The sequence below is a fragment of the Streptomyces kronopolitis genome (genome assembly GCF_050953795.1).
In the GTDB taxonomy this organism is placed as follows: domain Bacteria; phylum Actinomycetota; class Actinomycetes; order Streptomycetales; family Streptomycetaceae; genus Streptomyces; species Streptomyces kronopolitis_A.
This window is the reverse complement of the sequence record NZ_CP191850.1, coordinates 4,397,968-4,422,675: the sequence shown is the minus strand read 5'-3', so window position 1 is coordinate 4,422,675 and position 24,708 is coordinate 4,397,968. Positions and strand designations below refer to the sequence as shown.

Below are 24,708 nucleotides of genomic sequence, written 5' to 3'. Positions count from 1 at the left end.
GCCGCTGTTCGTGCCGGGGCGTACATTTCCGGGAGGGTTTCAGAATTCCGCACGAACTTCTGACCTCGAATTACTTTCTCGGCCTCCCGCTCGAGAAATCCTGGTCCCGGAAATCTGTCAACCCGTCATGCACCGCATGCTGCTTACCGGCGGGCAGGAGAAAGTCGCCTGCGGCAGGGGCGTTCGGTGGCACACTCCGGCACGGCGGAGGTCGGGCGTCCGGGGCACCGATCCCGGCTGAACACACCGCGACCGGAGGCTCTGCACGCCTTCCGGCTCCTTTCGCAGCCTACGGCGGGACTCTTAGGTGATTCCCTAGAGCGGGCCGGTGAACAATCCAGGCGAGTGCAGCTCGCCTGGATTGCGTCATTCACTCCGCCCTCGCCGGCTGCCCACCTTCCCTCCGACGTACAGGAGATCGGCATGCGCAAAAACCTCAGGCGCCTCACCCTCGTGGCAGCGATCGGCGGCCTCGGCCTGCTCGCCGTGCCCGTGCAGTCCGCGGCGGCCGCCACCCCCGCGTCTGCGTCGGCCGCGACCGGCCGCGTCGAGTGCGCCATGTCCTGGAAGGGCGGCTCCACGATCACCTACTGGGCCGACGCGAGCCAGGGCTGCTGGGTGGGCGGCACGGTCATCGCCACCAGCCCGTAACGACAACGCCGCACGCCGACGGTCCACTTCGAGACCCTCGGCCGGCTTCCCCCGACCCTCACGCCTACCGGCCGCCGCTCCGGCCCCTCCGCACCGGCCCTTCCCCGCCACCCGGCACGGAGGGGCCGGTTCCGTATTCCGTCCACCGGGCCGCGGACGAAAACGCGTCACCCCGTGAACGGAACGGGCCTTCCCGTGGACCGACCGGAAAGGCCACCCGGAATCCGCACCCGCAATTCACTCCGCTCTCAGCGCGTTTCCGGCGGACGCGCCCCGCGGCCCCAACGCGCCGTGATCCCCCCATAGGCCATCGCCCGCCGGAGCGCTATGGTCATTTCACCAGGAACGTAACGGGGGAGGGCCGCCGCCGATGGCACAGGACGATGCCGTGATCGGCTGTACGGGAGTGCTGTTGATCGGCACACGTGGAGCCGCTGGTCCCGGTGAGGTCCTGGTGCGCGTCAGGGGCGGCACGGAGGCCTTTCTCGCCTGGTCCGCCGAGCCCCTTCCGGTAGGGGCCACCGTGCTCGTGATCGAGTCCCGTGGCAGTCGCCAGGTCGACGTCATGGAGTGGGCGGATCCGTTGGACGCGTTGCCCGGCGATGCCGGCGACGCCGGTTGAGGAGACGAAGGATGTTCGGTTACCGCGTTCCTGCCCCCGATCAAGCGATGCTGATCTCGGGAGGCAGGCGTGGACAGGGGGGCGCGCCGTTCCGAGTGGTCACCGGACACGGCAAATTCGTGCTGCCGGTCTTCCGCAAGGTCCGCTTCCTGACGCTCGCCATGTGCGAGGCGGAGGTCTCGGAGACCTGTGTGACCCGGCAGGGCATCGCGCTGACGGTGCGCGCGGTGATCGCGTTCAAGGTCGGCAACGACACCGAGAGCGTGGTCAACGCCGGCCAGCGGTTCCTGTCCGACCAGGACCAGATGTCGGTCCTGACCGGCCGGATCTTCGCCGGCCATCTGCGGTCCATCATCGGCTCGATGACGGTCGAGGAGATCGTCACCGAACGCCAGAAGCTGGCCACCGAGGTCCTGGAGACCTCCAAGACCGAGATGGCGAAGATCGGTCTGATCGTCGACTCGCTGCAGATCCAGTCGATCGACGACGGCGAGACCGGCTACATCGAGGCGATGTCCGCCCCGCACAAGGCGGCCATCCAGCGGCAGGCGCAGATCGCCCAGGCACAGGCCACCCAGGCCTCGGCCGAGGCGGAGCAGGAGGCCGTCCGTAATCAGGCGGAGTACTCCCGGCAGACCGCCGTGGTCCAGGCCGAGTACGCCGCCGAGGTGGACCGCGCCAAGGCCCGGTCCGCGCAGGCCGGTCCGCTGGCGCAGGCCCACGCCCAGCAGGAGGTCCTCGCGGCCCGTACCGAGCTGGCCGAGCGCGCGGCCCTGCTGCGTCAGCAGGAGCTGGTGGCCGAGGTCGTCAAGCCCGCCGAGGCGGAGGCCGAGCGCATCCGGCTGCTGGCCCTGGCCGAGGCCGAGCGGATGAAGATCCAGGCCGAGGCGGCCGCCTCGCACGACCGCGTGGCCCTGGACCGGATGCTCATCGACCAGCTCCCGCAGATCGTCAAGGAGGCCTCCGCGGGCCTGGCCAACGCCAACGTCAACGTCCTCAACGGCACCGACGGCCTCGGTGAGATCGCCGCGGGCCTGGTCGGCCAGGGCCTGACCATCCTGGACTCGGTCCGCCGCAACCTCGGCACCCCCGAGGCGGACCACTCCGCCGACCGCAACGGCACCACCGGCAAGGACAACGGCCACAGCGGCCGCGTCGAGATCGAGTGACACCGGACGGGGTGGGGCCCTGCCCCACCCCGCTCAGGAGCGCCCGTGCTTCTCCCGGGCGTGCGCCACCAGATGGTTGAGCACGGCGACGGTGGTGGCGATGTCGGCGTCGTCGAAGCCGGCCAGGGCCTCGTGCAGACCGGCCTGGCTGGTCTTCTGCAGCCGGTTGAGGATGGCCTTGCCGTGCGGGGTGATCGCCACCTTCCGGGCCCGGCGGTCGAGGGAGTCCGGGGTCCGGGCGACCAGGTCCTGGGATTCCAACTGGCCGATCTGGCGCGTGACATGGGGCGGTTCGACCATCAGCAGGTCGGCCAGATCGCCGACCCGGCTGACGCCCCCGCTGTCCTCCAGGGCCATCAGCAGCCACAGATCGGACCGTGCCGCGGTGACCCCCGCCCGGGCGGCCTGGCGTTCGTGCGCCCGGGAGCGGGTGAGCAGATAGGACAGCGTGGCCAGCACTCTTTGCAGCGCGGCGGTGGGGTCCTGGTCTCTTCCGGGGTCCGGCATGCAGGCACTTTAGCCGTCCATGGGGCGCCGGAAACCCCGCCGCCCCGACCCGCTCCGGGCCGGGTCCCCGCTCGGTTTGAGCCAACCTCGCACGGTCCCCGATCTCCCCTTCCCTCCCCCGTCCGCGGTGAGTTAGCGTTCCCATAGTTGCTTAACTTAGGTAACTACTTACGCCCAGCAGACCCCATCGAGGAGTGGCGCCACCCGCACCGACTGCCACGGCAGTGCCGTGACCCGTACGTGGAAGGACCCGCCGCATGACGACCGCAGAACGCATCGACACGGACCCCGGCACCGGACCGGGCACGCCCCTCCCCTCCCTCGGCGTCCCGGCCGCGCGGGCCGCCGGCTGCCCCTTCGACCCGGCACCCGGCGTCGCACGGGCCCTCCGGGAGGAGCCGGTCACCCGGGCGACACTGTGGGACGGCTCCTCCTGCTGGCTGGTGACCCGGCATCAGGACGTACGGCAGGTCCTCGGCGACCCGCTGTTCAGCGCCGACGCGACCCGTCCCGGCTTCCCGTTCTTCACCGCCGGCGGGCGGGAGATCATCGGCACCGACCCGACCTTCCTGCGCATGGACGACCCCGGGCACGCCCGGCTGCGCCGGATGCTCACCGCGGACTTCATGGTGAAGAAGATGGAGGCGATGCGCCCCGAGGTGCAGCGCCTGACCGACGAGCTGCTCGACCGGATGACCGAGGGCCGCACCTCGGGTGATCTGGTGGCCGAATTCGCGCTGCCGCTGCCGTCGTTGGTGATCTGTCTGCTGCTCGGCGTCCCGTACGAGGACCACGAGTTCTTCCAGCGGCACAGCGGGATCCTGCTCAACCTCCGCTCGACGCGCGAGGAGGTACGGGCCGCACAGGACGAGCTGGTGGGGTATCTGGTCCGGCTCGCCGACGCCAAGCGGGCGGAGCCGGACGACGCGATCATCAGCCGGCTGGTCGCCCGCGGCGATCTGACGTCGGCCGAAATCGCCGCCATGGGACGGCTGTTGCTGATCGCCGGCCATGAGACCACGGCCAACATGACCGCGCTGTCCACCCTCGTCCTGCTGCGCAACCCCGAGCAGCTGGCCCGGCTGCGCGAGGACCCCTCGCTGATCAAGGGCGCGGTGGAGGAGCTGCTGCGCTATCTGACGATCGTGCACAACGGCCTGCCCCGGGTCGCCACCCAGGACGTCCGGGTCGGTGACGTCACCATCCGGGCCGGTGAGGGCGTGGTGTGCACCCTCAACACCGCCAACCGCGACGAGGACACCTTCCCCGGGGGCGACGGGCTCGATGTCGGCCGCGACGCCCGCCGCCACGTGGCCTTCGGTTTCGGCATCCATCAGTGCCTGGGGCAGCCCCTGGCCCGCGTGGAGCTCCAGATCGCCCTGGAGACGCTGCTGCGCAGGCTGCCGGGGCTGCGGCTCGACATCCCCTTCGAGGACGTCCCGTTCCGTCACGACATGGGGATCTACGGGGTGCACGCGCTGCCCCTCGCCTGGTGAATCATCGCCCGCCGCCGGAACCCACCGGCCCCCGCCGTCCCTCCGTCCTCCCGTCACCACCCGTCCGCCCCGGCCCCAGGACAGCCGGGCAGTCCGACCAGGAGAGAACCATGCGCGTGCTCATCGACCAGGACAAGTGCTGCGGCGCCGGAAGCTGTGTGCTGTCCGCGCCCGATGTCTTCGACCAGCGTGACGAGGACGGCATCGTCGTCCTGCTGAACGCCGAACCGCCCGCCGCGCTGCACGAAGCGGTCGAGGAGGCGGCGGCGATCTGCCCGGCCGCCGCGATCACGGTGGAGCAGACCGAGCGGGTCTGACGCTCCCCGCCGGAGGCGCGGGCCGGCACGGCCCGCGCCTCCGGTCCGGCCCCGAGCGGGCGCCGGGCGCCCTACGGCTGCGGCACCAGTCCGTCCTCGACGAGTCCGGCCAGCACCGCCTCGCCCAGTGCCTGCACCGCGGACTGCGGCCGCACCATCACCGTGAACTCCTTGATCCGGCCCGCCTCGTCGAACTGCAGCAGATCGATGCCGTGGATCTGCTTGCCGCGCACGGTGGCCCGGAAGATCAGGATCACCGACTCGGCGGTGCCGCCGTCCGCACCCGCCGCCGTCTGCGCGCTGCCCGCCAGCTCGCCGACGTAGTGGAAGTCCTCGAAGGTGCGCAGCAGCACCCCGAACAGCCCGAGTACCATCGGCCGCCCCTCGAACGGGGTGAACTTCACCGGGCTGTAGAGGCGGACGTCCTCGGTGAACAGCTCGTCCAGCGCGCTCAGTTCCCGTTCCTCCACCGCCGCCTTGAAGCGGTCCGCGGTCGTCCCCATGAGCTTCCTCCTCGCCTCGGCCGGGCAGCGAACCGGCCGGGACCGGATGTGGTCCCGGCGCTCGGCCCCGCGCTCCCATAGTCACGACTATGATTAGTCATATTCTTGAGTATGGGAAGGGGTGGCCGGGGAGATGGCTCTCAAGCACGCGGTGCTGGCGGCGCTGCTCGACGGCGAGTACAGCGGCTATCAGCTGGCCAAGGCGTTCGACATCGGCGTCGCCAACTTCTGGCACGCACTGCCGCAGCAGCTCTACGCGGAGCTGGCCGGGCTGGAGGCGGCGGGGCTGGTCACCGGCCGTCAGGTGGTGCAGGAGACCCGGCCCAACAAGCGGCTGTTCTCGGTCACCGACGAGGGTCTGGCCGAGCTGGAGCGGTTCGCGGCGGCCGCGTCCCGGCCGTCCTTCATCCGCGACGATCTGCTGGTCAAGGTGCAGGCCGTGGACCACATCGACGCCACGGCGGTGCGCGCGCAGCTCACCGAGCGGGCCCGGACGGCCGCCGCCAAGGTCGAGATCTTCGAGCAGCTGCTGAGCCGGCTGCGCGGCGGCGCGGACGAGGCGGAGTTCCTGGCCCACGGCGCCCGGATCGGCCCGTATCTGACCTGCCTGCGCGGCCTGGGCTTCGAGCGGGAGACCCGCGACTGGTGCGAGCGGATCGCCGGCGTCCTGCGGGCGCGCGCGGACGCACCGCACCGCGCCTGACGCCCGGCGGGCCACGCCCGACGGCGCCGGCCGGTTCCACCGCCGGTTTCCCGGCCGGTCCGAACAACAACCGCGCGGGCGTCCCGCCGGAACTCCTTCGTGTGACAACGGACATCAGGGGTCGTATGCCTGGGCACCACACATTCCGCACGGAAACGGAATGAAAGGACCTGTCCCATGCGTCTTCGTCACACCGCCGCCACCGCCGTCGGCGCCCTCGCCCTGGCACTGGCCCTGCCGGCCTCCACCGCCGGCGCGTCCACCGGCCCCTTCACCTACGTGTACAACGACCCGGACGGCACCCCGCGCGTGAGCCTGCTGTCCGATCCGCCGAGCCGGGCCTGCCTCGCGCTGCCCGAGGTGACCGACTCGAACGTGCTGCCCGCGCACTCCCCGAAGAACTACACCTCGTCCGTCGCCACCGTCTTCACCGGCCCCGACTGCACCGGGAGTTCCTACACGCTGCGGCCCAACGGCGGCCGCGCCTCGGAACTGCTCAAGCTCCGCTCGGTGGTCTTCTCCTGAGCCGACGCCAGCAGCCGCAGCGCCTCGGCCGACCGCGACCCCGGCTCCGCGTGGTAGGTGATCACCTGCTGGCCGGGGTCGGCGGGCAGCGTCAGGGTCTCGCACGCCAGGGTGAGCCGTCCGGCTCGCGGATGGCGGAGCACCTTGACGCCGAAGCCCTTGTCCTGCACCTCGTGCGCGGCCCACAGCCGCCGGAACTCCGGGCTGTCGCACGAGAGTCGGCCGATCAGCCCGGCCAGCGCGGGGTCGTCCGGATGACGGCCCGCATCGCGCCGCAGATACCCGACCACGTCGGCGGCCTTGGCGTCCCAGTTCTCGTACAGCGCCCGCGCCGCCGGGTCCAGGAACACCTGCCGGGCCAGGTTGCGCTCCTCGCGCGGCAGCGCCGCGAAGTCCCCGAGCAGGGCGCGGGCCGGCCGGTTCCAGGCGAGGATGTCCAGCCGCCGCCCGATGACGTAGGCGGGGACCTGCTCCATCGCGTCGAGCAGCTGCTGCACGGCCGGGCGGACCCGCTGCGGCCGGGCGGCGGGGCGGATCCGCCGGGAGACCGGGCGGGCGAGATGGGTGAGGTGGTCGCGCTCGGCGGGGGTCAGCCGCAGGGCGTCGCCGAGGGCGTCCAGCACCGCGGCCGACACGTTGTGGCCGCGGCCCTGTTCGAGACGGATGTAGTACGCCACACTGACCCCGGCCAGCCGCGCCAGCTCCTCGCGGCGCAGCCCCGGCACCCGGCGCAGCCCGCCCTGCTCCGGCAGCCCGACGTCCCGCGGCCGCAGCCGGGCCCGGCGGGAGCGCAGGAACTCGCCGATGCCGGTGCGCGGATCCGGCTCCGCGGGCGGCTGGGTGGTTCCGTCAGTAGTAGGCACGCCATGCATAGGTTCAAGGGTGCACTGGTTGGGGCAGGCGGAGCGACGCATTCTCGGTGGCATGACCCACACCTCTGTCGCAGCTGTCCCGGCGTATGCCGCGCCCGCCCCGAAGGCACCGCTGGAGCGGATCACGATTCCGCGCCGCGCACCGGGTGCCCACGACATCGTCATCGAGATCAAGTACGCCGGCATCTGCCACTCCGACATCCACACCGTGCGCGCCGAGTGGGGCGACGGCGGGAACTTCCCGATCGTCCCCGGCCATGAGATCGCCGGTGTGGTCGCCGAGGTCGGCGCCGAGGTCACCCGCTACCGGACGGGCGACCGGGTCGGCGTCGGCTGCTTCGTCGACTCCTGCCGCGAGTGCGAGAACTGCCGGGCCGGACTGCAGCAGTACTGCACCGGCGAACTCGGCAACGTCGGCACGTACAACGCGACCGGCCGGGACGGCGAGCCCACCTACGGCGGCTACTCCACCCACCTGGTGATCGACGAGAACTACGCCCTGCGGATACCCGAGAGCATTCCGCTGGACGCCGCCGCCCCGCTGCTGTGCGCCGGGATCACCCTCTACTCGCCGCTCGCCCACTGGAAGGCCGGCCCCGGCCGGAAGGTCGCCGTGGTCGGTCTCGGCGGCCTCGGCCACATGGGCGTGAAGATCGCGCACGCGATGGGCGCGGAGGTCACCGTGCTGAGCCAGTCGCTGCGCAAGAAGGACGACGGGCTGCGGCTGGGCGCCGACCACTACTACGCGACGTCCGACCCGGCCACCTTCGAGCAGCTGGTCGGCACCTTCGACCTGATCGTCAACACCGTCTCGGCACAGCTCGACCTGAACGCCTACCTCGGGCTGCTGCGCACCGACGGCACCCTGGTGCAGCTCGGCGCTCCGGAGAGCCCGCTGCCGGTCGCGCCGTTCGCCATGATCCCGCAGCGCCGGTCGATCGCCGGCTCGATGATCGGCGGCATCCCCGAGACCCAGGAGATGCTCGACTTCTGCGGTGAGCACGGGCTGACCGCCGACATCGAGGTGATCTCCGCGGACCGGATCAACGAGGCCTACGAGCGGGTGCTGGCCAGCGACGTCCGCTACCGCTTCGTGATCGACGCGTCCACGATCTGAGCCCCGCACCCCCATCACGAACCCGTTGTACGGCCCCGCCCGGGGCGGCCCGCGTGCCGTCCCGGGCGGGGCCGTACAACGGCCGGGAAGTTTTTCCGCCGCCACCGGCAACCCCGGCCCCGGCCGCACGTCGTCACGGGTGAGGGCGCCCCCCGGGCGCCACCCCGTCGACGAACGTGGAGCAGCCGACCGTGAAGTCCATCCGTACCCCCCGCACCACCGCCGCAGCCCGGCCGTCCGCCGCCCGCCCCCTTCCCCGCGGCGCGGCCGGCGCCGGACTGCTCGCGGCGCTCGCGCTGGTCGCGCTGTCGACGGCGGCCCCCGCCCACGCCGACGCACCCAAGCCGCGGCCGCTCTCCGTCCAGGCGTCCGAGTCGCCCACCCCGCCGCCGGGCGGCGGGGTGGCGACGCCTGCCCCGTCCGGCGGCGCCACCGAGCCCCCGCGGCCCAGCGCCTCCCCCACCGCCCCGGGCCCGCGGCCGAGCAGCACCCCCGCCCACCCCGGCGCGACCCCGACCGCCCCGCCCACTCCGGCCGCCTCCGCCCCCGCCCAGGGCGCCGGCAAGGACCGCGAACTCGCCCGCACCGGGGCCTCGTCCACCACCACCATGGCGCTCGGCGGCACCGCCGCCGCCCTGATCGCCGCGGGCGGCGGCACCGTCTACGCGCTCCGCCGCCGGCGCGGCTGAACCCGCGCCCGGCCGCCGCGTCCCGAGGAAGTGATGGAGTTCTCCGCCGGTCCGCAGCTCGCCCCGGTACGGTTCGCCGTGCCGGGGCTCCGGCCTGCCCTGTGGCGGTGGCTGCTGCGCACCGTCCGCCCGGTGGCCGCCCGCCGCGACACCCCGTACGCCGGACGCCCGGCGGCCGGCGAACCGCCCGGCACCGGCGCCCGGTTGCCGGGCGCCCGGGCCGCCGTGCCGCCCGACCCGCCGCCGACGATCAGCGAGCTGTACCACGCCCACCGGCTGGCCATGGTCCGGCTGGCCGTGCTGCTCGTGGACGACCGGGCCACCGCGGAGGACGTCGTCCAGGACGCGTTCGCCGCGCTCTACAAGCGCCACGGCGAACAGCTCGGCGAGGTCGACAACGCCCTGGCCTATCTGCGCACCGCGGTCGTCAACGCCGCCCGCTCGGTACTGCGGCGCCGGCGCACCGCGCGCAACTACACCCCGCCGCACGAGGCGGACGCCCCGTCCGCCGAGGAGCGCATCGTGCTCGACGAGGAGCACCGGGAGGTGCTCGCCGCGCTGGGCGGGCTGACCGCCCGCCGCCGGGAGGTCCTCGTCCTGCGGTACTGGGGCGAGCTGACGGAGGCGCAGATCGCGACGACGCTGGGCATCAGTCGCGGCGCGGTGAAGTCCCTCGCCAGCCGCGCGCTGGACTCGCTGGAGAAGATCTTGGAGGCGCGGTCATGAACGGCCCCGGCCCGGGCACCGGCCGCACCCCGGGCCTGCCCGGCGACAGCGGCGACGGCTCCCCGCACCCCGGCGGCACGGGCTCCGTCCCCGGCGCCGCCGCCCCGCACGGCCCGGTGGAGGAGCGGCTGCGCCAGGCCCTCACGGCCCGCGCGGAGAGCATCGGCATCCGGGACCTGCGGCCCGCCGCACCCCCCGGGCCGCACCTGCGCCGCGGCCGGCTGTCCGTCCTGCGGCAGCCCCCGCTGCGCCGGTTCGGCCTGCCGCTGGCCGCCGCGGCCGCGGCCGCCGCCGTCGCGGTGGGCGTCCTGGTGGCCGCCCCGGACGGCCGGCCGGACCGGCCGGCGCCCGCCCGGCCGCCGAGCCCCGTGAGCCCCGCCCCCTCCACCGGCTCCGGCCGGACACCGACTCCGACCCCCTCCCCCAGCAGGCCGCCGGCCACCCCCCACCACGGCCCCGGCCCCTCCGGCGCACCCGCCGGCACCGCACGGCCGCACCCGCCGGGCACCGCCACGCCCGGGGCGGGCGCACGGCCGGGCGACGGCTCCTCCGCCACCCCCGATCCGCCCTCCACGCCCCCGCCGGCCGGCCCCACCCCGGAGGGCACCGGTACCGCGGGACCCCCTGCGTCCCCCTCAACTCAGGCCGTACATTGAGTGATTGATGCATACTCCACCGATCCGGCCGCCACCCCCGCACCGGGACCACGCCGGCCCGCGGCCCCCCGGCACCGGCCCGCGTTAGCCGCGCGTTAGCGGATCGCCAGCACCCACGCCGAAGGTCGTGTGCACGCCACCGTTCCGGGGGGAGCTCCCTATGCCGTTCACCGCCCTGCGCAGCCGGGCCGCCGCCGCGGGTCTGCTCGTCGCCGCCGTGTTGGCACTGGCAACGGCCTGCCACGGCTACGGCGGCCGGGCCGGCGGCCCCGTCACCGCCGTCTCACCGGCCCCCGACCACCCCGCCCCGGGAGACGGCCAGAATCCTCCCCCCGCCCCCGGCGGACCGGCGGCCTGCACCCCCGAGATGCTCAAGTTCCACGCCGGCGCGATGCCGCGGCGACACCACCGGATGCTGCTGACCGTCACCAACATCTCCGACCGGACCTGCGACTTCGCCGCCCAGCGCTACCCCCTGCTGCGGTTCGGCGACGGCCGGCGGCCCGCCCTCCCGGCGATCCCCGGCAGCCGCCCGTTCTCCCCGGTCGCCCTGAAGCCCGACGCCACCGCCTACGCCATGGTCGTCACCCGCAACGGCGGGCGGGGCGGCCCGGACCACCACCGGATCTCCCAGTTCGGCGTCGCGCTGGCCGCCCGCAGCGCCCCCGTCCAGGTCGGCCTGGACGGCCCCCCGGTCCGGGTCGACCCGCGCACCGCCACCGTCACGTACTGGCAGCCGAGCCGGGCGGCCGCCCGTCCGTGGTGAGCCCCGCGCCGTGGCGCGGGCCGGGGGAGCGGCCGCCGCATCGCGCCACGCGATAGGCCGTTCGGGTCGCTTCCGGCCATATCCTCCGGGCCGCCGCTCCCCAATGATCCAAATTTGCCACCAATGATCCTTTTGCACTGCTGCGGCATGGCTGCGCCCGGTGCCGCTCGCCCGGTAGGCTTTCCGTGTGATCTTCAAGCGCATCGGAAACGGCCGGCCGTACCCGGACCACGGCCGGGAGAGCACCCGCCAGTGGGCGGACGTCGCCCCGCGCCCGGTACGCCTCGACCAGTTGGTGACGACCAAGCAGCAGCTCGATCTGGAGACGCTGCTCGCCGAGGACTCGACGTTCTACGGCGACCTCTTCGCGCACGTCGTGAAGTGGGAGGGCGACCTCTATCTGGAGGACGGGCTGCACCGCGCGGTCCGCGCGGCCCTCCAGCAGCGCCAGGTGCTGCACGCCCGCGTGCTCGAACTCGGCTGACCCGCGGCGCCCCGCCGCCCAACAGGCCGGAAATCCCCTCTTTACGCCCGTCGACACCCAAGCCACCCTGTCCGTATTGACCCTTTTGGGTTGGGTCTCGCGCCACGCGTTGATCATCTAGTAGGCACGGACGGCCACCCGCACTACGCTGCGCCCATGAGCATGCTGACGCCCCCGGGCATGGGCGGGAAGTACCGCATCACGGGCGACAGGTATCCGCGGATGCGCCGCCCCCGCCACCGCCGCCGGATCGTCCTTTCCCTCGCCGCCACGGCCTGCGTCCTCGGCCTGGCCGCCTGGGGCTCCCTGCAGCTCATCGACGTGTTCGGCGGCCGGTCCGACACCGCCCACGCCGCCCCGGGTGAGCGGCACTGCACCGAGAGCGCCAAGGCCGGGACGGCACGGGCCCACGACGCCGCCCGCAAGCTGCCCGCGCCCGGCGCCCTGACCGTCAACGTCTTCAACGCCACCCCGCGCTCCGGGCTCGCCAAACGCACCGCGGACGAGCTGGAGAAGCGCGGCTTCAAGATCGGCAAGGTGGGCAACGCCCCCGCCGCCTACGACAAGAAGGTCAAGGGCGCCGGGATACTGCTCGGCCCCGCGGCCGCGGTCCAGGGCCCGATGAAGGTGCTCTCCACCCAGCTCGCCGGCGCGCAGCAGAAGACCGACGCCCGCAAGGGCGCCGACCTCGACCTGATCATCGGCGACACCTTCAAGAACCTCACCGCCTCGCAGGACGCCGCGAAGTCCCTTGCCCTGCTGACCCGTCCGTCCCCGGCCCCCTCCGGCGACGCCAAGTGCTGAGCGCGTACGGACGGGCCCCGCACCATGCGTGGTGCGGGGCCCGGACAGTGATCGGGTGAGCGGGGCGCGGTGGGCTCAGCCGGCCGTGCCGTACATGCGGTCGCCCGCGTCGCCCAGGCCCGGCACGATGTAACGGGCCTCGTTGAGCCGCTCGTCGACCGCCGCGGTGACCACCGTCACCGGCGCGCCGGCCAGCTCCTTCTCCATGACCTCCACGCCCTCCGGCGCGGCCAGCAGGCAGATCGCGGTGACGTCGTCCGCGCCGCGCTGGATCAGCTCACGGATCGCCGCGACCAGCGTGCCGCCGGTGGCGAGCATCGGGTCGACGACGTACACCTGACGGCCCGAGAGATCGTCGGGCATCCGCGTGGCGTAGGTGTGCGCCTCGTACGTCTCCTCGTTGCGGACCATGCCCATGAAGCCGACCTCGGCGGTGGGCAGCAGCCGGACCATGCCCTCCAGCATGCCCAGTCCGGCCCGCAGGATCGGGACGACCAGGGGGCGCGGGTGCGACATCCGCACGCCGGTGGTCGCCGTCACCGGGGTCTCGATGTCGACCTGCTCGGTGCGCACATCACGGGTGGCCTCGTAGGCGAGCAGGGTGACCAGCTCATCGGCGAGCCGCCGGAAAGTCGGGGAGTCGGTGCGCTTGTCGCGCAGTGTGGTGAGTTTGTGCGCCACCAGCGGGTGGTCGACGACGTGGATCCGCATGACATCGACAGTAACCGAGCCGGAAGGCCCCGGCGCCCGCCGTGCAGTGCCCGGCCGACCGGCGCAACCGTGGCACGTGGTGGGCATCAAACCACCGAAAGGAGGGAAAGGGGGCACATACGCCCGATCGGCTCTCCTGTCAGAGGGCGAGGATTTTGCCCGAGGTGGTGTGCGCGTGCCCGACCGCAAGCGGACCGACGACCCGAACGACACCGTCCCCGGCAGCCGGGACCCGGCCCCGGACGAGGGGACGGAAGCGGCGCGCCGACGGCGCCGTGCCCAATTTCTGCGGGACCTGCACGAGGCCAAGGAGCTGCGCGACCGCGTCCAGCCGCGCCGCGTACGGGCCGAACGCATGCGCCAGGCAGTGCGGATGCGTACATTCCGCTGGTAGCGGAACACCCCCGCGCACCCGTCTGCGCTGCGGCACGTGAGCGACATCTCGCACAACCTCCGCACGACGCAGCACCGAAGACCCCGCGCGGCGGCGTTGTTTCTGCCACGATTCCGAAAGGGGCGGGACCAACGGCGTGCAGCGCCGCCCCGCCCGGCCCGGCACGCCTATGACCAGTGGGAGAGTCACGGTGTACTTCGCCGCACTGCTCGCGCGCACCGAAGACGGGTGGGAAGCGAGCGATACGGAGCTCGACGATGTGGAGACGCTGACCGATCTGGCCGATCTGGCCCGAGAGGCGGCGGTCGACGACGACACGGTGGTGGCCTTCATCGAGCAGGAGGACGCCTGGTTCGGCGTCATCCGGGTCGACGGGGAGGACGACCCGCGGGTCTTCCTGTCCAACGCCGCCGCCGCCGCCAAAAGCTCGTACGGCGCGATGCTGACCGACGAGCTGCTCGGCCGCGAGGAGGACGACGCGGCCGACGACCTGGACAGCCTCGACCTGGACGGCACGGAGGACGGCGAACCCGACCCCGACCCCGACGACAACAACGACCACGCACCGGACGACACCCTGGACGCGGTGAACGGCTCGGACGGCCCGCCCCGCGGTCCGCTCGGCGACGCCGCCCTGCTGGCCGACCTGGGCGTCAGCGAGCAGGAACTGCTGACCCTGGACGGCGATGCGCTGAGCACCATCGCCGACTCGCTGGGCTGCACGGAAGTCCTCGAAGCCGTGCGCTGAGCGGTCCCGGCCGGGTCCCCGCCCCCAGGGGCGGGTCCGGCCCCCGGTCACGTCCCCGACACTGGGGGCATGACCGTCCCCCCTTCCGCCTCACTCCCCTCCCCCGCGCCCGACCCGCTGCGCGATCCGTGGATCGCACCGATGCGGCAGGCGCTGGACGAGGCCGCCCGCGCCCCCGGGACCGGTGACGTCCCGGTGGGCGCCGTCGTGCTGTCCGCGGACGGCACGGTCCTCGGCACCGGCCATAACGCCCGCGAGGCCACCGGCGACCCGACCGCGCACGCCGAGGTCCTCGCGCTGCGCGCGGCGGCCCGCGACACCGGGGAGTGGCGGCTGACCGGCTGCACGCTCGTCGTCACCCTCGAACCGTGCACGATGTGCGCGGGCGCGCTCGTGCTCTCCCGCGTGGACCGGGTCGTCTACGGTGCCCGGGACGCCAAGGCGGGGGCGGCCGGCTCCCTCTGGGACGTGGTCCGTGACCGCCGTCTCAACCATCGCCCCGAGGTCATCACCGGGGTCCTGGAGGCTGAGTGCGCCGGGCTGCTCACGGCCTTCTTCCGCGAGCGCTGAGCGCGCCCCGGTGCCCCGGCGGCCGGTTCCCGGAATCCGATTTCGGCGCACGGCCACCCGTGGGCTAAGCTCTCTCTCGGTAGCGTGTCCGAGCGGCCGAAGGAGCGCGCCTCGAAAGCGCGTGAGGGGGCAACTCCTCCGTGGGTTCAAATCCCACCGCTACCGCTCGAAACGAAGGCCCCGATGCCTCAGGGATCGGGGCCTTCGTCGTGTCCGGGGGCCGGCCCGCCCCGGCCGCCGAGCGCCGCGGCGGCCGGGGAGCGGACGCTAGGCGTTGCGCCGGTTGCGGCCCGCGCGGCGGAAGAAGCGCACGATCAGCCAGATCACCAGGATCACGGCGACGACGAAGAGCACGAAGAGCACGACCAGGAAGATCCCGAGCTTCTTGAAGAAGCCGCCCTTCTTCTTGGTCTTCGACTTCCACTTCGACTTCTTGACCTTGAAGGCCGAGGTGAGCTGTGCGGAGTGACGGTGGGCGGTGGCGGAGCGCGCGGGGGCGGCCGCGGGGCGTGCCGGGGCGGCGTGGCCGTGGCCCGGGGCGCTCGCGGTGGTCGCCACCCGCGCGGTGTCGGGCGCGCCGCGGCCGGCCGCGGTCGCCGGGGCGACGGCCGCCGCCAGCAGTCCGGCGAGCAGTGCCAGCACGACGGCCGGGCGCCGCCGCAGCGCGCGCGGGCGAACGGACCGGGCCTGCGCGCGGGGCGAATCGGGCCGGGACGGTGCGGAGTTCACGGACATGGTGTGGTTCCCCCTCGGATCGATCGTTCAGCCATTATGGGTGGCCGCGGGCACTCCGGCCGAGGTCTCGACCTCCAGCAGGGAGGCGCTGTGCCGCTCCGCCTCGAAGGCCGCGCGGCCGCCGCGCAGCGCGAACAGCCGCTTGGTGACCGCGATGTAGAGCACCGCGAGGATGTTGATCACCAACGTGGCGATCTTGAGCCAGCTGACCTTCTCGGTCAGCTCGTAGATCTCCAGCGGCAGGAAGGCCGCCGTGGCGACCACCGTCAGATACTCCGCCCAGCGCTTGGCGCGCCACAGACCGACGCCCTCGACGATCTCCACGAGGGCGTAGACCAGCAGCAGCGCGGCCACCAGCACCAGGGTGGAGTGCCGGTAGCCGAAGGTCTTCTGGATGGTGCCGACGACCGGCGACTGGTCCAGGTCGTAGTGGAAGTGCCGGGCCACCGGGCGGAGCACGGCGAGGTACTCGTCGAAGAACCGGCGGACCGCGTCCTTGCGGTTGCTGAACTGCCACACGCCGACCGCGGCCAGCACGATGAACACCCCGCGCACCGCCCGCTCGACCGCCAGGAAGCGCAGGATGAACAGATCGCGTAGCACCTTCCCGCGCGGGACCAGCGGGGCGTCGGCGGCCGGACCGGAGCCGTGCGGGTCGCCGAGGACGAAGTCTCCGCAGCGCAGACAGCGCCAGGCCTCGCCGAGGGCGGTGGCGGCGTGCAGCCTCTCCCGGAGGTGCTCCTCGTGCGGGAGGTAGGTGATGTGCCCGCGGCGTGCGCAGGTACGCCGGTCCCAGTCGATCTTCATCGTTGGAGCCCGTGTTCCTTTCTGGTCCCACGCGGCCCCACGCCGCGGCGCGGCGCGCTGCCGCGCTCCGTTGTGTCGCGTACATGATGCATGGCGGCGGGTCCGGACACGGCGCGGCGGAGCACCCGGGACATCCGAGTCGTACGGAGTGCAGGACGCGGCGGCGCTCGCCCTTGGTTGCGGCCCGCCGGGGACCGGTGCGTCACACGGGCCGGGGGCGCTCGGCACGGGACGCCGCCGCCGGCCGCGCACGACGAAGCCCCGCCTCGGGGTCGTGTCCTGGCCCCCGGTGGTCTCCGGGGGCCGGCGCCGAGGCGGGGCCGGGATCGGGCGGGGGGAGCGGCGTCGACGGACGACCGCTCCCCCCGATGCGGACGAACCCCCAAGTCCGCGCCGCCGTCCGGGGACGGTCGGCGTGGACCCCGCAGTGAGGTCCTGTCCCGGGTCCCCTGGATTCCTGCCAGATCCAGCGGACCACGCTGCCCATGGTGCCGCCGCGGACCGTCTCAACAGGCAGGCGAAGGGCCCCCTTTGGCGGGCCTTTGGTCCATAAAATCCGGATCAAGAGGAGATGCCGGATCGTGCGACGGGACCGGCGCCCGCCCCGCAGGCGCCGCCCCCGCGATCGAACACGTGTGGTTACACTCGCCCGACTGCAGACGGGAACTGCAGGCACTGCCGTAGGGGACTGCGTAGGGGAGTCGGGCTGATGGCGCAGGCCAAGAAGATCGTGCTGTATCTGCTGATCGTCTTCGTGCTGTACACGATCATCACCTCCCCCAAGCGCGCCGCCGACCTGGTCCAGATAGGCTTCGAGGGCATCTCGTCCGCCGCACAGGGCATGGGTCAGTTCATGACCCAGCTGATCAGCTAGGCCACGTCCGGCCGGCGGCGCCGAGGCCGCCCGGCGGTCCGCCCCGCGCCCGTCCGGCCACCGGCCCGGCCGCACGGTCCAGCCGCACCCGCCCGCCCACGGAGGCCCCTGTGATCCGCCACCTGGTCCTGTTCAAGCTCAATGACGGCGTCTCCCGCGACGAGGAACGCGTGCAGGCCGGCGTCCGTGCCTTCGCGGCGCTGGAGGGCGAGATTCCGGAGCTGACGTTCTGGGAGTGCGCCTGGAACATCACCGACCGTCCGATCGCCCACGACTTCGCGATCAATTCGGCCGTGGCCGACAAGGACGCCCTCCGGCGCTACCTGGAGCATCCGGCCCATCAGGCGGCCGCCGCACAGTGGCGTGAATTCGCCACCTGGGTGATCGCCGACTACGAATTCTGAGCCGCGGCGCCCCCGCGCCCGGCCCCGCCGAGCCCCTCGTCCCGTACGGGCGGGGGGCTTTGCCGTACCCCCGGGCGCCCGCCGCCGCCCACCGGCCCCCCGGATCCCCCGCACCCACCCCAACTCTCTGTTCAACACGGCGTTATGGGGTGCTTGCACACAGTGCACATGTCTTGTGATGCTATGACCGCTTTTGCCGGATACATGCACTGTGAAGGGTGGCGTGACCGTGACGGCCCGTACTGCGCCCAAGGCTCCATCCCGCGAGAGCCGAAGCGCGGACACGCGGGCACTCACACAGGTGCTGTTCGCCGAGCTGACGGACCTCGACCCCGGCACCCCGGAGCACACCCGGGTCCGTGCCGCGCTGATCGAGGCCAATCTTCCGCTGGTCCGCTATGCCGCGGCCCGCTTCCGCAGCCGCAACGAACCCATGGAAGACGTTATCCAGGTCGGCACCATCGGCCTGATCAACGCGATCGACCGCTTCGATCCGGACCGGGGCGTCCAGTTCCCCACCTTCGCGATGCCCACCGTCGTCGGCGAGATCAAACGCTACTTTCGAGACAATGTCCGCACCGTCCATGTGCCGCGCCGCCTCCACGAGCTGTGGGTGCAGGTCAACGGCGCCACCGAGGACCTGACGGTGCTGCACGGCCGCTCCCCCACCACCGCCGAGATCGCCGAGCGCCTCAAGATCGGCGAGGACGAGGTGCTGGCCTGCCTGGAGGCCGGCCGCTCGTATCACGCCACCTCGCTGGAGGCCGCCCAGGAGGGCGACGGCCTGCCCGGACTGCTCGACCGCCTCGGCTACGAGGACCCGGAACTCGCCGGGGTCGAGCACCGCGACCTCGTCCGGCACCTCCTCGTCCAGCTGCCCGAGCGCGAGCAGCGGATCCTTCTGCTGCGTTACTACAGCAATCTGACGCAGTCCCAGATCAGTGCGGAGCTGGGGGTGTCGCAGATGCACGTCTCACGGCTACTGTCGCGGAGCTTCGCCCGGCTGCGATCCGCAAACAGGATCGACGCCTAACCGGGACGGGCGACCGTCCCCGCACGGCCTGCGCAGATATGTCGACATGGCGCTACAGCGTGTTGCCGACATGTGACATTCTGCAGGAACCGCGTTTGCCGTAGCGCTGCCTCCGGTATTCAGGTGGAGGTATCCCTCCCCGGTCCACCCCGGCCCGGGGACGCCGCAGCGACCCGTCCGCGACCTCAAGGGGGTGGCATGTCCGTAGAACTGGGCAGCTCAAAGGTGCTTTCCGCGATTCCCGCGCCCGCACCGCACGTGCACGACGACGACGCCATCAACACCCGCACGCTCTCCCGCTCCCTGTTCCTGCGGCTCGCCTCGCTCGACAAGGACTGCGCGGAGCGCACCTACGTCCGCGACACGCTCATCGAGCTGAACCTCCCGCTCGTGCGGTACGCGGCCGCCCGCTTCCGCAGCCGCAACGAGCCGATGGAGGACATCGTCCAGGTCGGCACGATCGGCCTGATCAAGGCGATCGACCGTTTCGACTGCGAACGCGGCGTGGAATTCCCGACGTTCGCGATGCCGACGGTGGTCGGTGAGATCAAGCGGTTCTTCCGCGACACCTCGTGGTCCGTGCGGGTCCCGCGCCGGCTCCAGGAGCTGCGCCTGGCCCTCACCAAGGCCAGCGACGAGCTCTCCCAGAAGCTGGACCGCTCCCCGACCGTCCCCGAACTCGCCCTGTGCCTGGGGGTGTCGGAGGAGGACGTGGTCGACGGCCTGGCCGTCGGCAACGCCTACACCGCCTCCTCGCTCGACTCCCCCTCCCCCGAGGACGACGGCGGCGAGGGTTCCCTCGCGGACCGCCTCGGCTACGAGGACAGCGCGCTGGAGGGCGTGGAGTACCGCGAGTCCCTCAAGCCGCTGCTGGCCAAACTCCCGGCCCGCGAGCGCCAGATCATCATGCTGCGCTTTTTCGCCAACATGACGCAGTCCCAGATCGGCGAGGAGGTCGGCATCTCCCAGATGCATGTCTCCCGGCTGCTGACCCGCACCCTGGCGCAGCTGCGCGAGGGCCTGATCTCCGACTGAGGAACGGTCCGCCGGGGGGCCGTACGGCGCTCCGTGGTGCCGCTCGGCGGACAGTTGCAGAGGACCGGAGGCCGCGGGGGCGTGGCGCACGCGGCGCACGCCCGCCCGTTCGAGAGCCGTCCGTCCGCCCTCTGTACACCTGACACCCCGTCAGCAACACTGGCCCGATGCGACGGACGACTGCTGCCCGTGCCTCTGCGGCCGTGCTGTGTCTGGGTGTTCTGCTCACCGGCTGCGGGACCGCGGCCGGGCAGGGCTACGCCGCGGTGGGCGCGGCGGACCCCGCCGGCGGCCATCCGCCGGGCACCCCCGTACCGCCCCGCGACGGTGTCGAGCTGACGCCGCTGGACGGCGGCGACGGCGCTCACGGCAGCGGCGACCGCGGTCACGGCGACGACTGCGCCACGCACCCCACGCGCCCCGGCGCGAGCGCGTCCTCCGACAGCGGCTCCGCTCCCGCCTCCGGCCCGGGCCGGGCCGGAGGCGACGCCGCCACTCCGGGCGCCCGCACCACCCCCTCGCCCGGGAAACCTGCCGGCCGGGGCGGTGGAAGCACTCCCGCTCCCCCGCCGGCCACGCCCAACTCGCCCGCGCCGCCGCACGGTTCCCGGCCCCCCTCGCACGGTTCGCCCTCCCCCGAGCCGCCCTCGCCCACCCTGCCGCCCGGTCCGGGCGCCCCCGCGGGTCTCCTGATCGGCAGGCCCCGCCTCGCCGACACCGATGTCCGCTGGTGCGAGAAGGTCTCCCTCGACTTCCTCAACACCGGCGACCGGCCCGTCACCGCCGGGACCGTCACGTTCGGCACCCACATCATCGGCGGCCTCGGCATCGACTGGGCCACGATCACCTCCACCCACGAGCTGCCGCTGCCGCTCGCGCCGGGCCGGAAGAAGTCCGGCAGCTGGCGGGTGTGCGTGGACGGCTGGCGGGTCCCGGCGGGCATGCACCTCGACACCAGGGACGTGTCCTTCACCTGGAAGTAGCCGGAAGCGGGGCGGCGCGGGGGCCCGCACGTCCGCACTCGCTCCCCGACCCGAAAAGCCTCCGAATGTTCCTTCCTGGAGAGCGATGAGTTCCGCGGGGTGCGACGGTCTGAAGAGGCACAGACGCGGCCACCGGCAGCGCATCCGTCCCAGGGAGAAGACCATGCCCAAGATCACCCCCAACCTCTGGTTCGACACCCAGGGCAAGGAGGCCGCCGAGTTCTACTGCTCGGTGTTCCCGAACTCGCGGATCAAGGACGTCACCCACTACAACGAGGCGGGCCCGCGTCCGGCGGGCACCGTGCTGACCGTGGTGTTCGAGCTCGACGGCCAGGAGTACCTGGCGATCAACGGCGGCCCGGAATTCACCTTCAGCGAGGCGATCTCGCTGATGATCACCTGCGCCGACCAGGACGAGATCGACTACTACTGGGCCAAGCTCTCCGAGGGCGGCGAGGAGGGCCCCTGCGGCTGGCTGAAGGACAGGTACGGCCTGTCCTGGCAGGTGGCGCCGGGCGGGATGGCGGAGCTGCTCAACGATCCGGACCAGGACCGGGCGGCCCGTGCCATGAAGGCCATGTTCGGCATGAAGAAGATCGACATCGCCGCGCTCCAGGCGGCCGCGGACGCCGGATAGGGCGGCCGGCCCCCGGGCCGGTGGCGGCACCCCGCACACCGAGGGCGGCGGCCCGGACGGGGCCGCCGCCCCGGACGGCGGGGCGCCTCCCGGACCGCGACGTTCCGGCCCCTCACGAGCGGCTGCGGTTCCGTCCCGTGCGCAGCGGCCGGGGCTCCGGGCCGCTGCGGACGCCCACCTCGCGCAGGGCCCGGGCGGCCGCGTGCACGGCGGCGGGGGACGCCTCGGCGAAGACCGACTCGTGGGCGTCGGCATGGAGGCGGACGGCGTGCTCGGCGGCGGCCACGCCGTCCGGGGTCAGCCGGATGACGGTGCTGCGCCCGTCGTCCGAGGAGGGCTCCCGCAGGACGAGACCGCGGGCCGCGAGGTGGTTGACCACGTTGCTGATGCCGCCCGACGACAGCAGCAGGGCGCGGGCGAGCGCGTTCGGCTTCATCGCGTACGGCTCACCCGCTCGGCGCAGCGCGGTCAGGATGTCGAACTCCGCGACCGTGAGGCCGAGTTCGGGCAGTATCCGGCGGGTGGCCCGGTCCAGCGCGCCGGCCAGCTGCGTTATGCGTTTCGACAGCTCCGTCGAGGGGCGCAGCACGTCGGGCAGCTCGGCCCGCCAGGCGCCGATCAGCGCGTCGACGGGGTCGGATCCTGGTCCGGGCGCGGCGGTCACGTCGGGCAGGATAGTTCACCACCATGATAGCTTTCTAAAAAGCTTTCTTCCGAGTGTGTAGAGGTGTGATCTGCCATGGGAAGCGAGAGCCGTCGCCCCCCGCGCCTGCTGCTGCGCGGCGGTCTGGTCATCGACACCGACCCCCACCCCACCGTCCACCCGCACACCGACGTCCTCGTCGAGGAGGGCCGGATCGCCGCCGTGGGCCCCGGGCTGCCGCTCGACGGGGACGATCCCGGCATCGAGGTGCTCGACGCCCGCGGCATGATCGTGCTGCCCGGGTTCGTCGACACCCACCGGCACGTGTGGCAGGCGGTGCTGCGCTCGGCCGCCGTCGACGAGAGCCTGGACGGCTACCTCAGCCGGATCCTCGGCGACCTCGCCGGCCGCTTCACCCCCGCCGACGTGCACACCGGCAACCTCCTGGGCGCCCTGGAGTGCCTGGACGCGGGGATCACCACCGTGCAGGACTTCTCCCACGTCCAGTACTCCCCGGAGCACAGCGCGGCCGCCGTCGAGGGGCTGCGGGACGCCGGGATCCGCGCCGTATTCGGCTACGGCTACCCGGTCTTCGACGAGGGCGCCCGGCGGGCCGACTGGGTGCGGCGGGTGCGCACCGAGCACTTCGGCTCATCCGAGGCGCTGCTCACGATGGCCCTGGCGCCCGTCGGCCCCTCGTTCGGCCCGCCGGAGACGGTGCGCGAGGACTGGCTGCTGGCCCGTGAGCTGGCGCTGCCCGTCGTGGTGCACGTGACGGCCGGGCCGGTGGCGCCGGAGCCGGTCGCCGCGCTCCGGGAGCACGGGCTGATCGCCCCCGGCACCCTCTACGTGCACGGCAATTCGCTGCCCGACTCCGAGCTGCGGCTGATCGCCGAGTCCGGCGGCGCGGTGGCGATCACCCCGGCGATCGAGGCCTCGATGCGGTTCGGTGCGCCGATGGCCCCCCGGCTGCGCCGGGCGGGCATCACCACGGGGCTGGGCGCGGACGCGGTCACCTCGGCGCCGGGCGACATGTTCTCGCAGATGCGGGCCGCGCTGACGAGCAGTCACTTCGAGGGGGGCGACGGCGAGGGGCCCGCGGTCCGGGCGGCGGACGTGCTGCGCATGGCCACCGCCGAGGGGGCCGCGGCGCTCGGCCTGGGCGACGAGACCGGGTCGCTGGGGATCGGCAAGAGCGCCGATCTGGTGCTGCTGCGCGCCGACGCGGTCAATCTCGCCCCGGTGGACCACGATCCGATCGGCGCGGTGGTGACCGCCGCGCACCCGGGGAACGTCGACACGGTCCTGGTGGCCGGGCGCACGGTCAAGCGTGCCGGGCGGCTGGTGCACGGCGGGCTGACGGGCGTACTGGCGGATGCGCAGCGGTCCGCGGAGCGGATCGCGGCCCTGAACTGAGCCGTCCGCCGCGGCCGGGAGCCCGGGACGCCGGGCCCCCGTACGGGGAGGTGCGGGGCGTTACGCCAGCGCCAGCCAGGCCGCGCCCGCGACGACCAGCACCGCGACGATCACGCCGACGATGACGCCCACGCGCGGGCCGGACGCCTGCTGCGGGGCCGCCGCGCGGCGGCCGCCGCCACCGCCGGCCTGCGGGGTGCCGCCCTCGTCCACGAAGGCCCGGAACATCTGCGTGCTGCCGGCCGGGTCGTAGTTGCCGCCGGCCTGGTTCTGCGGGTTGGTCGCCATGGGCAAGGACCCTAGCGAACCGGGGGCGAGCGGGCACCCCTGGGTGCGCGGCAGGGGCGCCTACGGAGCGGGGAGGGCCGGCCTACGGGGGGTGGCCGGGGTGTGGGCGGGGTCACGGGCGGGTCGTCTGAGGCTGTCCCGCTACCGACCGGTATCGGCCGGGGCTCGCGATACCGCCTCCGACCTGCGCCTTTGCGGGACGCGTCGGACCCGTTGACCGTCGGCGGCCACAGACTTTCCCCTTCCTTTACTTTCATCCCGGACCAATCGTTTGCCTTCAGCAACCAACTTGCCTATGGTTGCCCCAAGCAACAAAATGCGAACGAGGATCGTGGAGGAGCCGGTGGCCGCTCACCGTCAGTTCGAGGAGCTGGCCAGGCAACTCAGCGCCATCGGCGCCGTCAAGCGCGAGATGGGCCGGATCCTGCCCCAGGACTGCCCGCCCGCCTCGGCCGGCGTGCTCACCCTGCTCGACCGGCACGGCGAGATGCGGATGAGCCAGCTCGCCGAGCTGCTCGCCATCGACATGTCGGTGACCAGCCGGCACGTGGCCCATGTCGCGGAGCGCGGCTGGATCGAGCGGGAGCCCGATCCGGCGGACAAGCGGTCGCGGCTGCTGCGGCTGACGCCGAGCGGCCGGGAGCTCCTGGAGGAACTCTCCGCGCGCTACTCGGCCACGCTCGCCCGCTATCTGAACGACTGGTCCGACGCCGACGTCGGACGTCTCAACGAACTGCTCGCCAGGCTCCGTACGAGCTTCGGCGACTGTCGCCCCCGGGCGCACCACGACACCACCCGTACACCCGCGGAATGAAAAGGAACC

The 24,708-nt window shown here is 72.9% G+C and carries 33 protein-coding genes and 1 tRNA gene; 26 read left to right on the top strand and 8 right to left on the bottom strand.

Going from position 1 to position 24,708, the window contains the following annotated elements:
* Window positions 1-423: 423 nt before the first annotated feature.
* From ACQP17_RS19550 to ACQP17_RS19540, 3 genes are all read left to right on the top strand, one after another.
* Complete coding sequence (locus tag ACQP17_RS19550; protein ID WP_433857428.1) at window positions 424-651, top strand: hypothetical protein; 228 nt, start codon at window positions 424-426, stop codon at window positions 649-651.
* 370 nt (window positions 652-1,021) lie between these two features.
* Window positions 1,022-1,273 carry a hypothetical protein gene (locus ACQP17_RS19545; RefSeq protein ID WP_433857427.1) on the top strand — a complete coding sequence of 84 codons (252 nt, stop codon included), beginning with the start codon at window positions 1,022-1,024 and terminating at the stop codon, window positions 1,271-1,273.
* Between the two features lie 11 nt (window positions 1,274-1,284).
* Window positions 1,285-2,442, top strand: coding sequence for a flotillin family protein (locus ACQP17_RS19540; RefSeq protein WP_189104386.1), 1,158 nt, complete (start codon window positions 1,285-1,287; stop codon window positions 2,440-2,442).
* 33 nt (window positions 2,443-2,475) lie between these two features.
* Here ACQP17_RS19540 and ACQP17_RS19535 read toward each other — a convergent pair whose 3' ends face one another.
* A complete protein-coding gene (locus ACQP17_RS19535; protein WP_433857426.1) occupies window positions 2,476-2,949 on the bottom strand; it encodes a MarR family winged helix-turn-helix transcriptional regulator in 474 nt (157 codons plus the stop codon).
* A 257-nt stretch (window positions 2,950-3,206) separates the two neighbouring features.
* Here ACQP17_RS19535 and ACQP17_RS19530 point away from each other — a divergent pair, with 257 nt between their 5' ends.
* Window positions 3,207-4,445 carry a cytochrome P450 gene (locus ACQP17_RS19530; RefSeq protein ID WP_433857425.1) on the top strand — a complete coding sequence of 413 codons (1,239 nt, stop codon included), beginning with the start codon at window positions 3,207-3,209 and terminating at the stop codon, window positions 4,443-4,445.
* A 110-nt stretch (window positions 4,446-4,555) separates the two neighbouring features.
* Window positions 4,556-4,762, top strand: coding sequence for a ferredoxin (locus tag ACQP17_RS19525; protein WP_189104381.1), 207 nt, complete (start codon window positions 4,556-4,558; stop codon window positions 4,760-4,762).
* 71 nt (window positions 4,763-4,833) lie between these two features.
* Here ACQP17_RS19525 and ACQP17_RS19520 read toward each other — a convergent pair whose 3' ends face one another.
* Window positions 4,834-5,265 carry a nuclear transport factor 2 family protein gene (locus ACQP17_RS19520; protein ID WP_433857424.1) on the bottom strand — a complete coding sequence of 144 codons (432 nt, stop codon included), beginning with the start codon at window positions 5,263-5,265 and terminating at the stop codon, window positions 4,834-4,836.
* 133 nt (window positions 5,266-5,398) lie between these two features.
* On the opposite strand from ACQP17_RS19520, the gene ACQP17_RS19515 reads away from it, so the two are divergent.
* Both ACQP17_RS19515 and ACQP17_RS19510 read left to right on the top strand, forming a co-directional pair.
* Window positions 5,399-5,968, top strand: coding sequence for a PadR family transcriptional regulator (locus tag ACQP17_RS19515; RefSeq protein WP_433857423.1), 570 nt, complete (start codon window positions 5,399-5,401; stop codon window positions 5,966-5,968).
* Window positions 5,969-6,145: 177 nt separating this feature from the next.
* Window positions 6,146-6,493, top strand: a complete 348-nt coding sequence (locus tag ACQP17_RS19510) for a hypothetical protein (RefSeq protein WP_433857422.1) — start codon at window positions 6,146-6,148, stop codon at window positions 6,491-6,493.
* Here ACQP17_RS19510 and ACQP17_RS19505 read toward each other — a convergent pair.
* Window positions 6,424-7,365 carry a helix-turn-helix transcriptional regulator gene (locus ACQP17_RS19505; RefSeq protein WP_433857421.1) on the bottom strand — a complete coding sequence of 314 codons (942 nt, stop codon included), beginning with the start codon at window positions 7,363-7,365 and terminating at the stop codon, window positions 6,424-6,426. The two genes, ACQP17_RS19510 and ACQP17_RS19505, sit on opposite strands and share 70 nt — an antisense overlap.
* Before the next feature lie 52 nt (window positions 7,366-7,417).
* Between ACQP17_RS19505 and ACQP17_RS19500 the strand changes: the two genes are divergently transcribed.
* From ACQP17_RS19500 to ACQP17_RS19470, 7 genes are all read left to right on the top strand, one after another.
* Window positions 7,418-8,482, top strand: a complete 1,065-nt coding sequence (locus ACQP17_RS19500) for an NAD(P)-dependent alcohol dehydrogenase (RefSeq protein WP_433857420.1) — start codon at window positions 7,418-7,420, stop codon at window positions 8,480-8,482.
* A gap of 191 nt (window positions 8,483-8,673) precedes the next feature.
* The gene (locus tag ACQP17_RS19495; RefSeq protein ID WP_433857419.1) at window positions 8,674-9,171 is read left to right on the top strand and encodes an LPXTG cell wall anchor domain-containing protein; all 498 of its coding nucleotides are present in this window, start codon (window positions 8,674-8,676) and stop codon (window positions 9,169-9,171) included.
* A 33-nt stretch (window positions 9,172-9,204) separates the two neighbouring features.
* The gene (locus ACQP17_RS19490; RefSeq protein ID WP_433857418.1) at window positions 9,205-9,897 is read left to right on the top strand and encodes an RNA polymerase sigma factor; all 693 of its coding nucleotides are present in this window, start codon (window positions 9,205-9,207) and stop codon (window positions 9,895-9,897) included.
* On the top strand, window positions 9,894-10,553 hold the full coding sequence (locus ACQP17_RS19485; RefSeq protein ID WP_433857417.1) for a hypothetical protein: 660 nt from the start codon (window positions 9,894-9,896) through the stop codon (window positions 10,551-10,553). Before ACQP17_RS19490 ends, ACQP17_RS19485 begins: the two co-directional genes overlap by 4 nt.
* 160 nt (window positions 10,554-10,713) lie before the next feature.
* Window positions 10,714-11,319 (top strand): DUF4232 domain-containing protein, encoded by a 606-nt coding sequence (locus ACQP17_RS19480; RefSeq protein WP_433857416.1) that lies wholly within the window; start codon window positions 10,714-10,716, stop codon window positions 11,317-11,319.
* A 187-nt stretch (window positions 11,320-11,506) separates the two neighbouring features.
* The gene (locus ACQP17_RS19475) at window positions 11,507-11,803 is read left to right on the top strand and encodes a type II toxin-antitoxin system VapB family antitoxin (RefSeq protein ID WP_030084955.1); all 297 of its coding nucleotides are present in this window, start codon (window positions 11,507-11,509) and stop codon (window positions 11,801-11,803) included.
* A gap of 156 nt (window positions 11,804-11,959) precedes the next feature.
* Window positions 11,960-12,607, top strand: a complete 648-nt coding sequence (locus ACQP17_RS19470) for a LytR C-terminal domain-containing protein (protein WP_433857415.1) — start codon at window positions 11,960-11,962, stop codon at window positions 12,605-12,607.
* Between the two features lie 75 nt (window positions 12,608-12,682).
* Here the strand turns inward: ACQP17_RS19470 and upp are convergent, their stop codons facing one another.
* Window positions 12,683-13,318: a uracil phosphoribosyltransferase gene (upp, locus tag ACQP17_RS19465; protein ID WP_364873203.1), complete on the bottom strand. Its 636-nt coding sequence runs from the start codon at window positions 13,316-13,318 to the stop codon at window positions 12,683-12,685.
* A gap of 175 nt (window positions 13,319-13,493) precedes the next feature.
* Between upp and ACQP17_RS19460 the strand changes: the two genes are divergently transcribed.
* From ACQP17_RS19460 to ACQP17_RS19445, 4 genes are all read left to right on the top strand, one after another.
* Window positions 13,494-13,712: a hypothetical protein gene (locus ACQP17_RS19460; RefSeq protein ID WP_433857414.1), complete on the top strand. Its 219-nt coding sequence runs from the start codon at window positions 13,494-13,496 to the stop codon at window positions 13,710-13,712.
* A 190-nt stretch (window positions 13,713-13,902) separates the two neighbouring features.
* On the top strand, window positions 13,903-14,460 hold the full coding sequence (locus ACQP17_RS19455; RefSeq protein ID WP_364873207.1) for a hypothetical protein: 558 nt from the start codon (window positions 13,903-13,905) through the stop codon (window positions 14,458-14,460).
* Window positions 14,461-14,601: 141 nt separating this feature from the next.
* Entirely contained in the window at window positions 14,602-15,030 is a 429-nt protein-coding gene (tadA, locus tag ACQP17_RS19450) for a tRNA adenosine(34) deaminase TadA (protein ID WP_433859947.1), read from the top strand.
* A 78-nt stretch (window positions 15,031-15,108) separates the two neighbouring features.
* A tRNA-Ser gene (locus ACQP17_RS19445) sits at window positions 15,109-15,195 on the top strand.
* Between the two features lie 102 nt (window positions 15,196-15,297).
* On the opposite strand, the gene ACQP17_RS19440 is transcribed toward ACQP17_RS19445, so the two are convergent.
* Both ACQP17_RS19440 and ACQP17_RS19435 read right to left on the bottom strand, forming a co-directional pair.
* On the bottom strand, window positions 15,298-15,765 hold the full coding sequence (locus ACQP17_RS19440) for a hypothetical protein (protein ID WP_433857413.1): 468 nt from the start codon (window positions 15,763-15,765) through the stop codon (window positions 15,298-15,300).
* 27 nt (window positions 15,766-15,792) lie between these two features.
* Entirely contained in the window at window positions 15,793-16,572 is a 780-nt protein-coding gene (locus ACQP17_RS19435) for a DUF2127 domain-containing protein (protein ID WP_433857412.1), read from the bottom strand.
* A 709-nt stretch (window positions 16,573-17,281) separates the two neighbouring features.
* Here ACQP17_RS19435 and ACQP17_RS19430 point away from each other — a divergent pair.
* From ACQP17_RS19430 to ACQP17_RS19405, 6 genes are all read left to right on the top strand, one after another.
* Window positions 17,282-17,446, top strand: coding sequence for a hypothetical protein (locus ACQP17_RS19430; protein WP_433857411.1), 165 nt, complete (start codon window positions 17,282-17,284; stop codon window positions 17,444-17,446).
* A gap of 110 nt (window positions 17,447-17,556) precedes the next feature.
* Window positions 17,557-17,850: a Dabb family protein gene (locus tag ACQP17_RS19425; RefSeq protein WP_433857410.1), complete on the top strand. Its 294-nt coding sequence runs from the start codon at window positions 17,557-17,559 to the stop codon at window positions 17,848-17,850.
* A 223-nt stretch (window positions 17,851-18,073) separates the two neighbouring features.
* Window positions 18,074-18,883: an RNA polymerase sigma factor SigF gene (locus ACQP17_RS19420; RefSeq protein ID WP_168480565.1), complete on the top strand. Its 810-nt coding sequence runs from the start codon at window positions 18,074-18,076 to the stop codon at window positions 18,881-18,883.
* Between the two features lie 198 nt (window positions 18,884-19,081).
* Entirely contained in the window at window positions 19,082-19,918 is an 837-nt protein-coding gene (locus ACQP17_RS19415; protein ID WP_006604265.1) for an RNA polymerase sigma factor SigF, read from the top strand.
* A gap of 167 nt (window positions 19,919-20,085) precedes the next feature.
* Window positions 20,086-20,901 carry a hypothetical protein gene (locus ACQP17_RS19410; RefSeq protein ID WP_433857409.1) on the top strand — a complete coding sequence of 272 codons (816 nt, stop codon included), beginning with the start codon at window positions 20,086-20,088 and terminating at the stop codon, window positions 20,899-20,901.
* 163 nt (window positions 20,902-21,064) lie between these two features.
* Window positions 21,065-21,538 (top strand): VOC family protein, encoded by a 474-nt coding sequence (locus tag ACQP17_RS19405; RefSeq protein ID WP_433857408.1) that lies wholly within the window; start codon window positions 21,065-21,067, stop codon window positions 21,536-21,538.
* Window positions 21,539-21,650: 112 nt separating this feature from the next.
* On the opposite strand, the gene ACQP17_RS19400 is transcribed toward ACQP17_RS19405, so the two are convergent.
* Window positions 21,651-22,202: a MarR family winged helix-turn-helix transcriptional regulator gene (locus tag ACQP17_RS19400; protein WP_433857407.1), complete on the bottom strand. Its 552-nt coding sequence runs from the start codon at window positions 22,200-22,202 to the stop codon at window positions 21,651-21,653.
* 75 nt (window positions 22,203-22,277) lie between these two features.
* Here ACQP17_RS19400 and ACQP17_RS19395 point away from each other — a divergent pair, with 75 nt between their 5' ends.
* Window positions 22,278-23,597, top strand: coding sequence for an amidohydrolase family protein (locus ACQP17_RS19395; protein ID WP_433857406.1), 1,320 nt, complete (start codon window positions 22,278-22,280; stop codon window positions 23,595-23,597).
* 60 nt (window positions 23,598-23,657) lie between these two features.
* On the opposite strand, the gene ACQP17_RS19390 is transcribed toward ACQP17_RS19395, so the two are convergent.
* Window positions 23,658-23,885 (bottom strand): hypothetical protein, encoded by a 228-nt coding sequence (locus ACQP17_RS19390; RefSeq protein WP_364873227.1) that lies wholly within the window; start codon window positions 23,883-23,885, stop codon window positions 23,658-23,660.
* 343 nt (window positions 23,886-24,228) lie between these two features.
* On the opposite strand from ACQP17_RS19390, the gene ACQP17_RS19385 reads away from it, so the two are divergent.
* Complete coding sequence (locus ACQP17_RS19385; protein WP_364873229.1) at window positions 24,229-24,699, top strand: MarR family winged helix-turn-helix transcriptional regulator; 471 nt, start codon at window positions 24,229-24,231, stop codon at window positions 24,697-24,699.
* Window positions 24,700-24,708 lie beyond the last annotated feature (9 nt).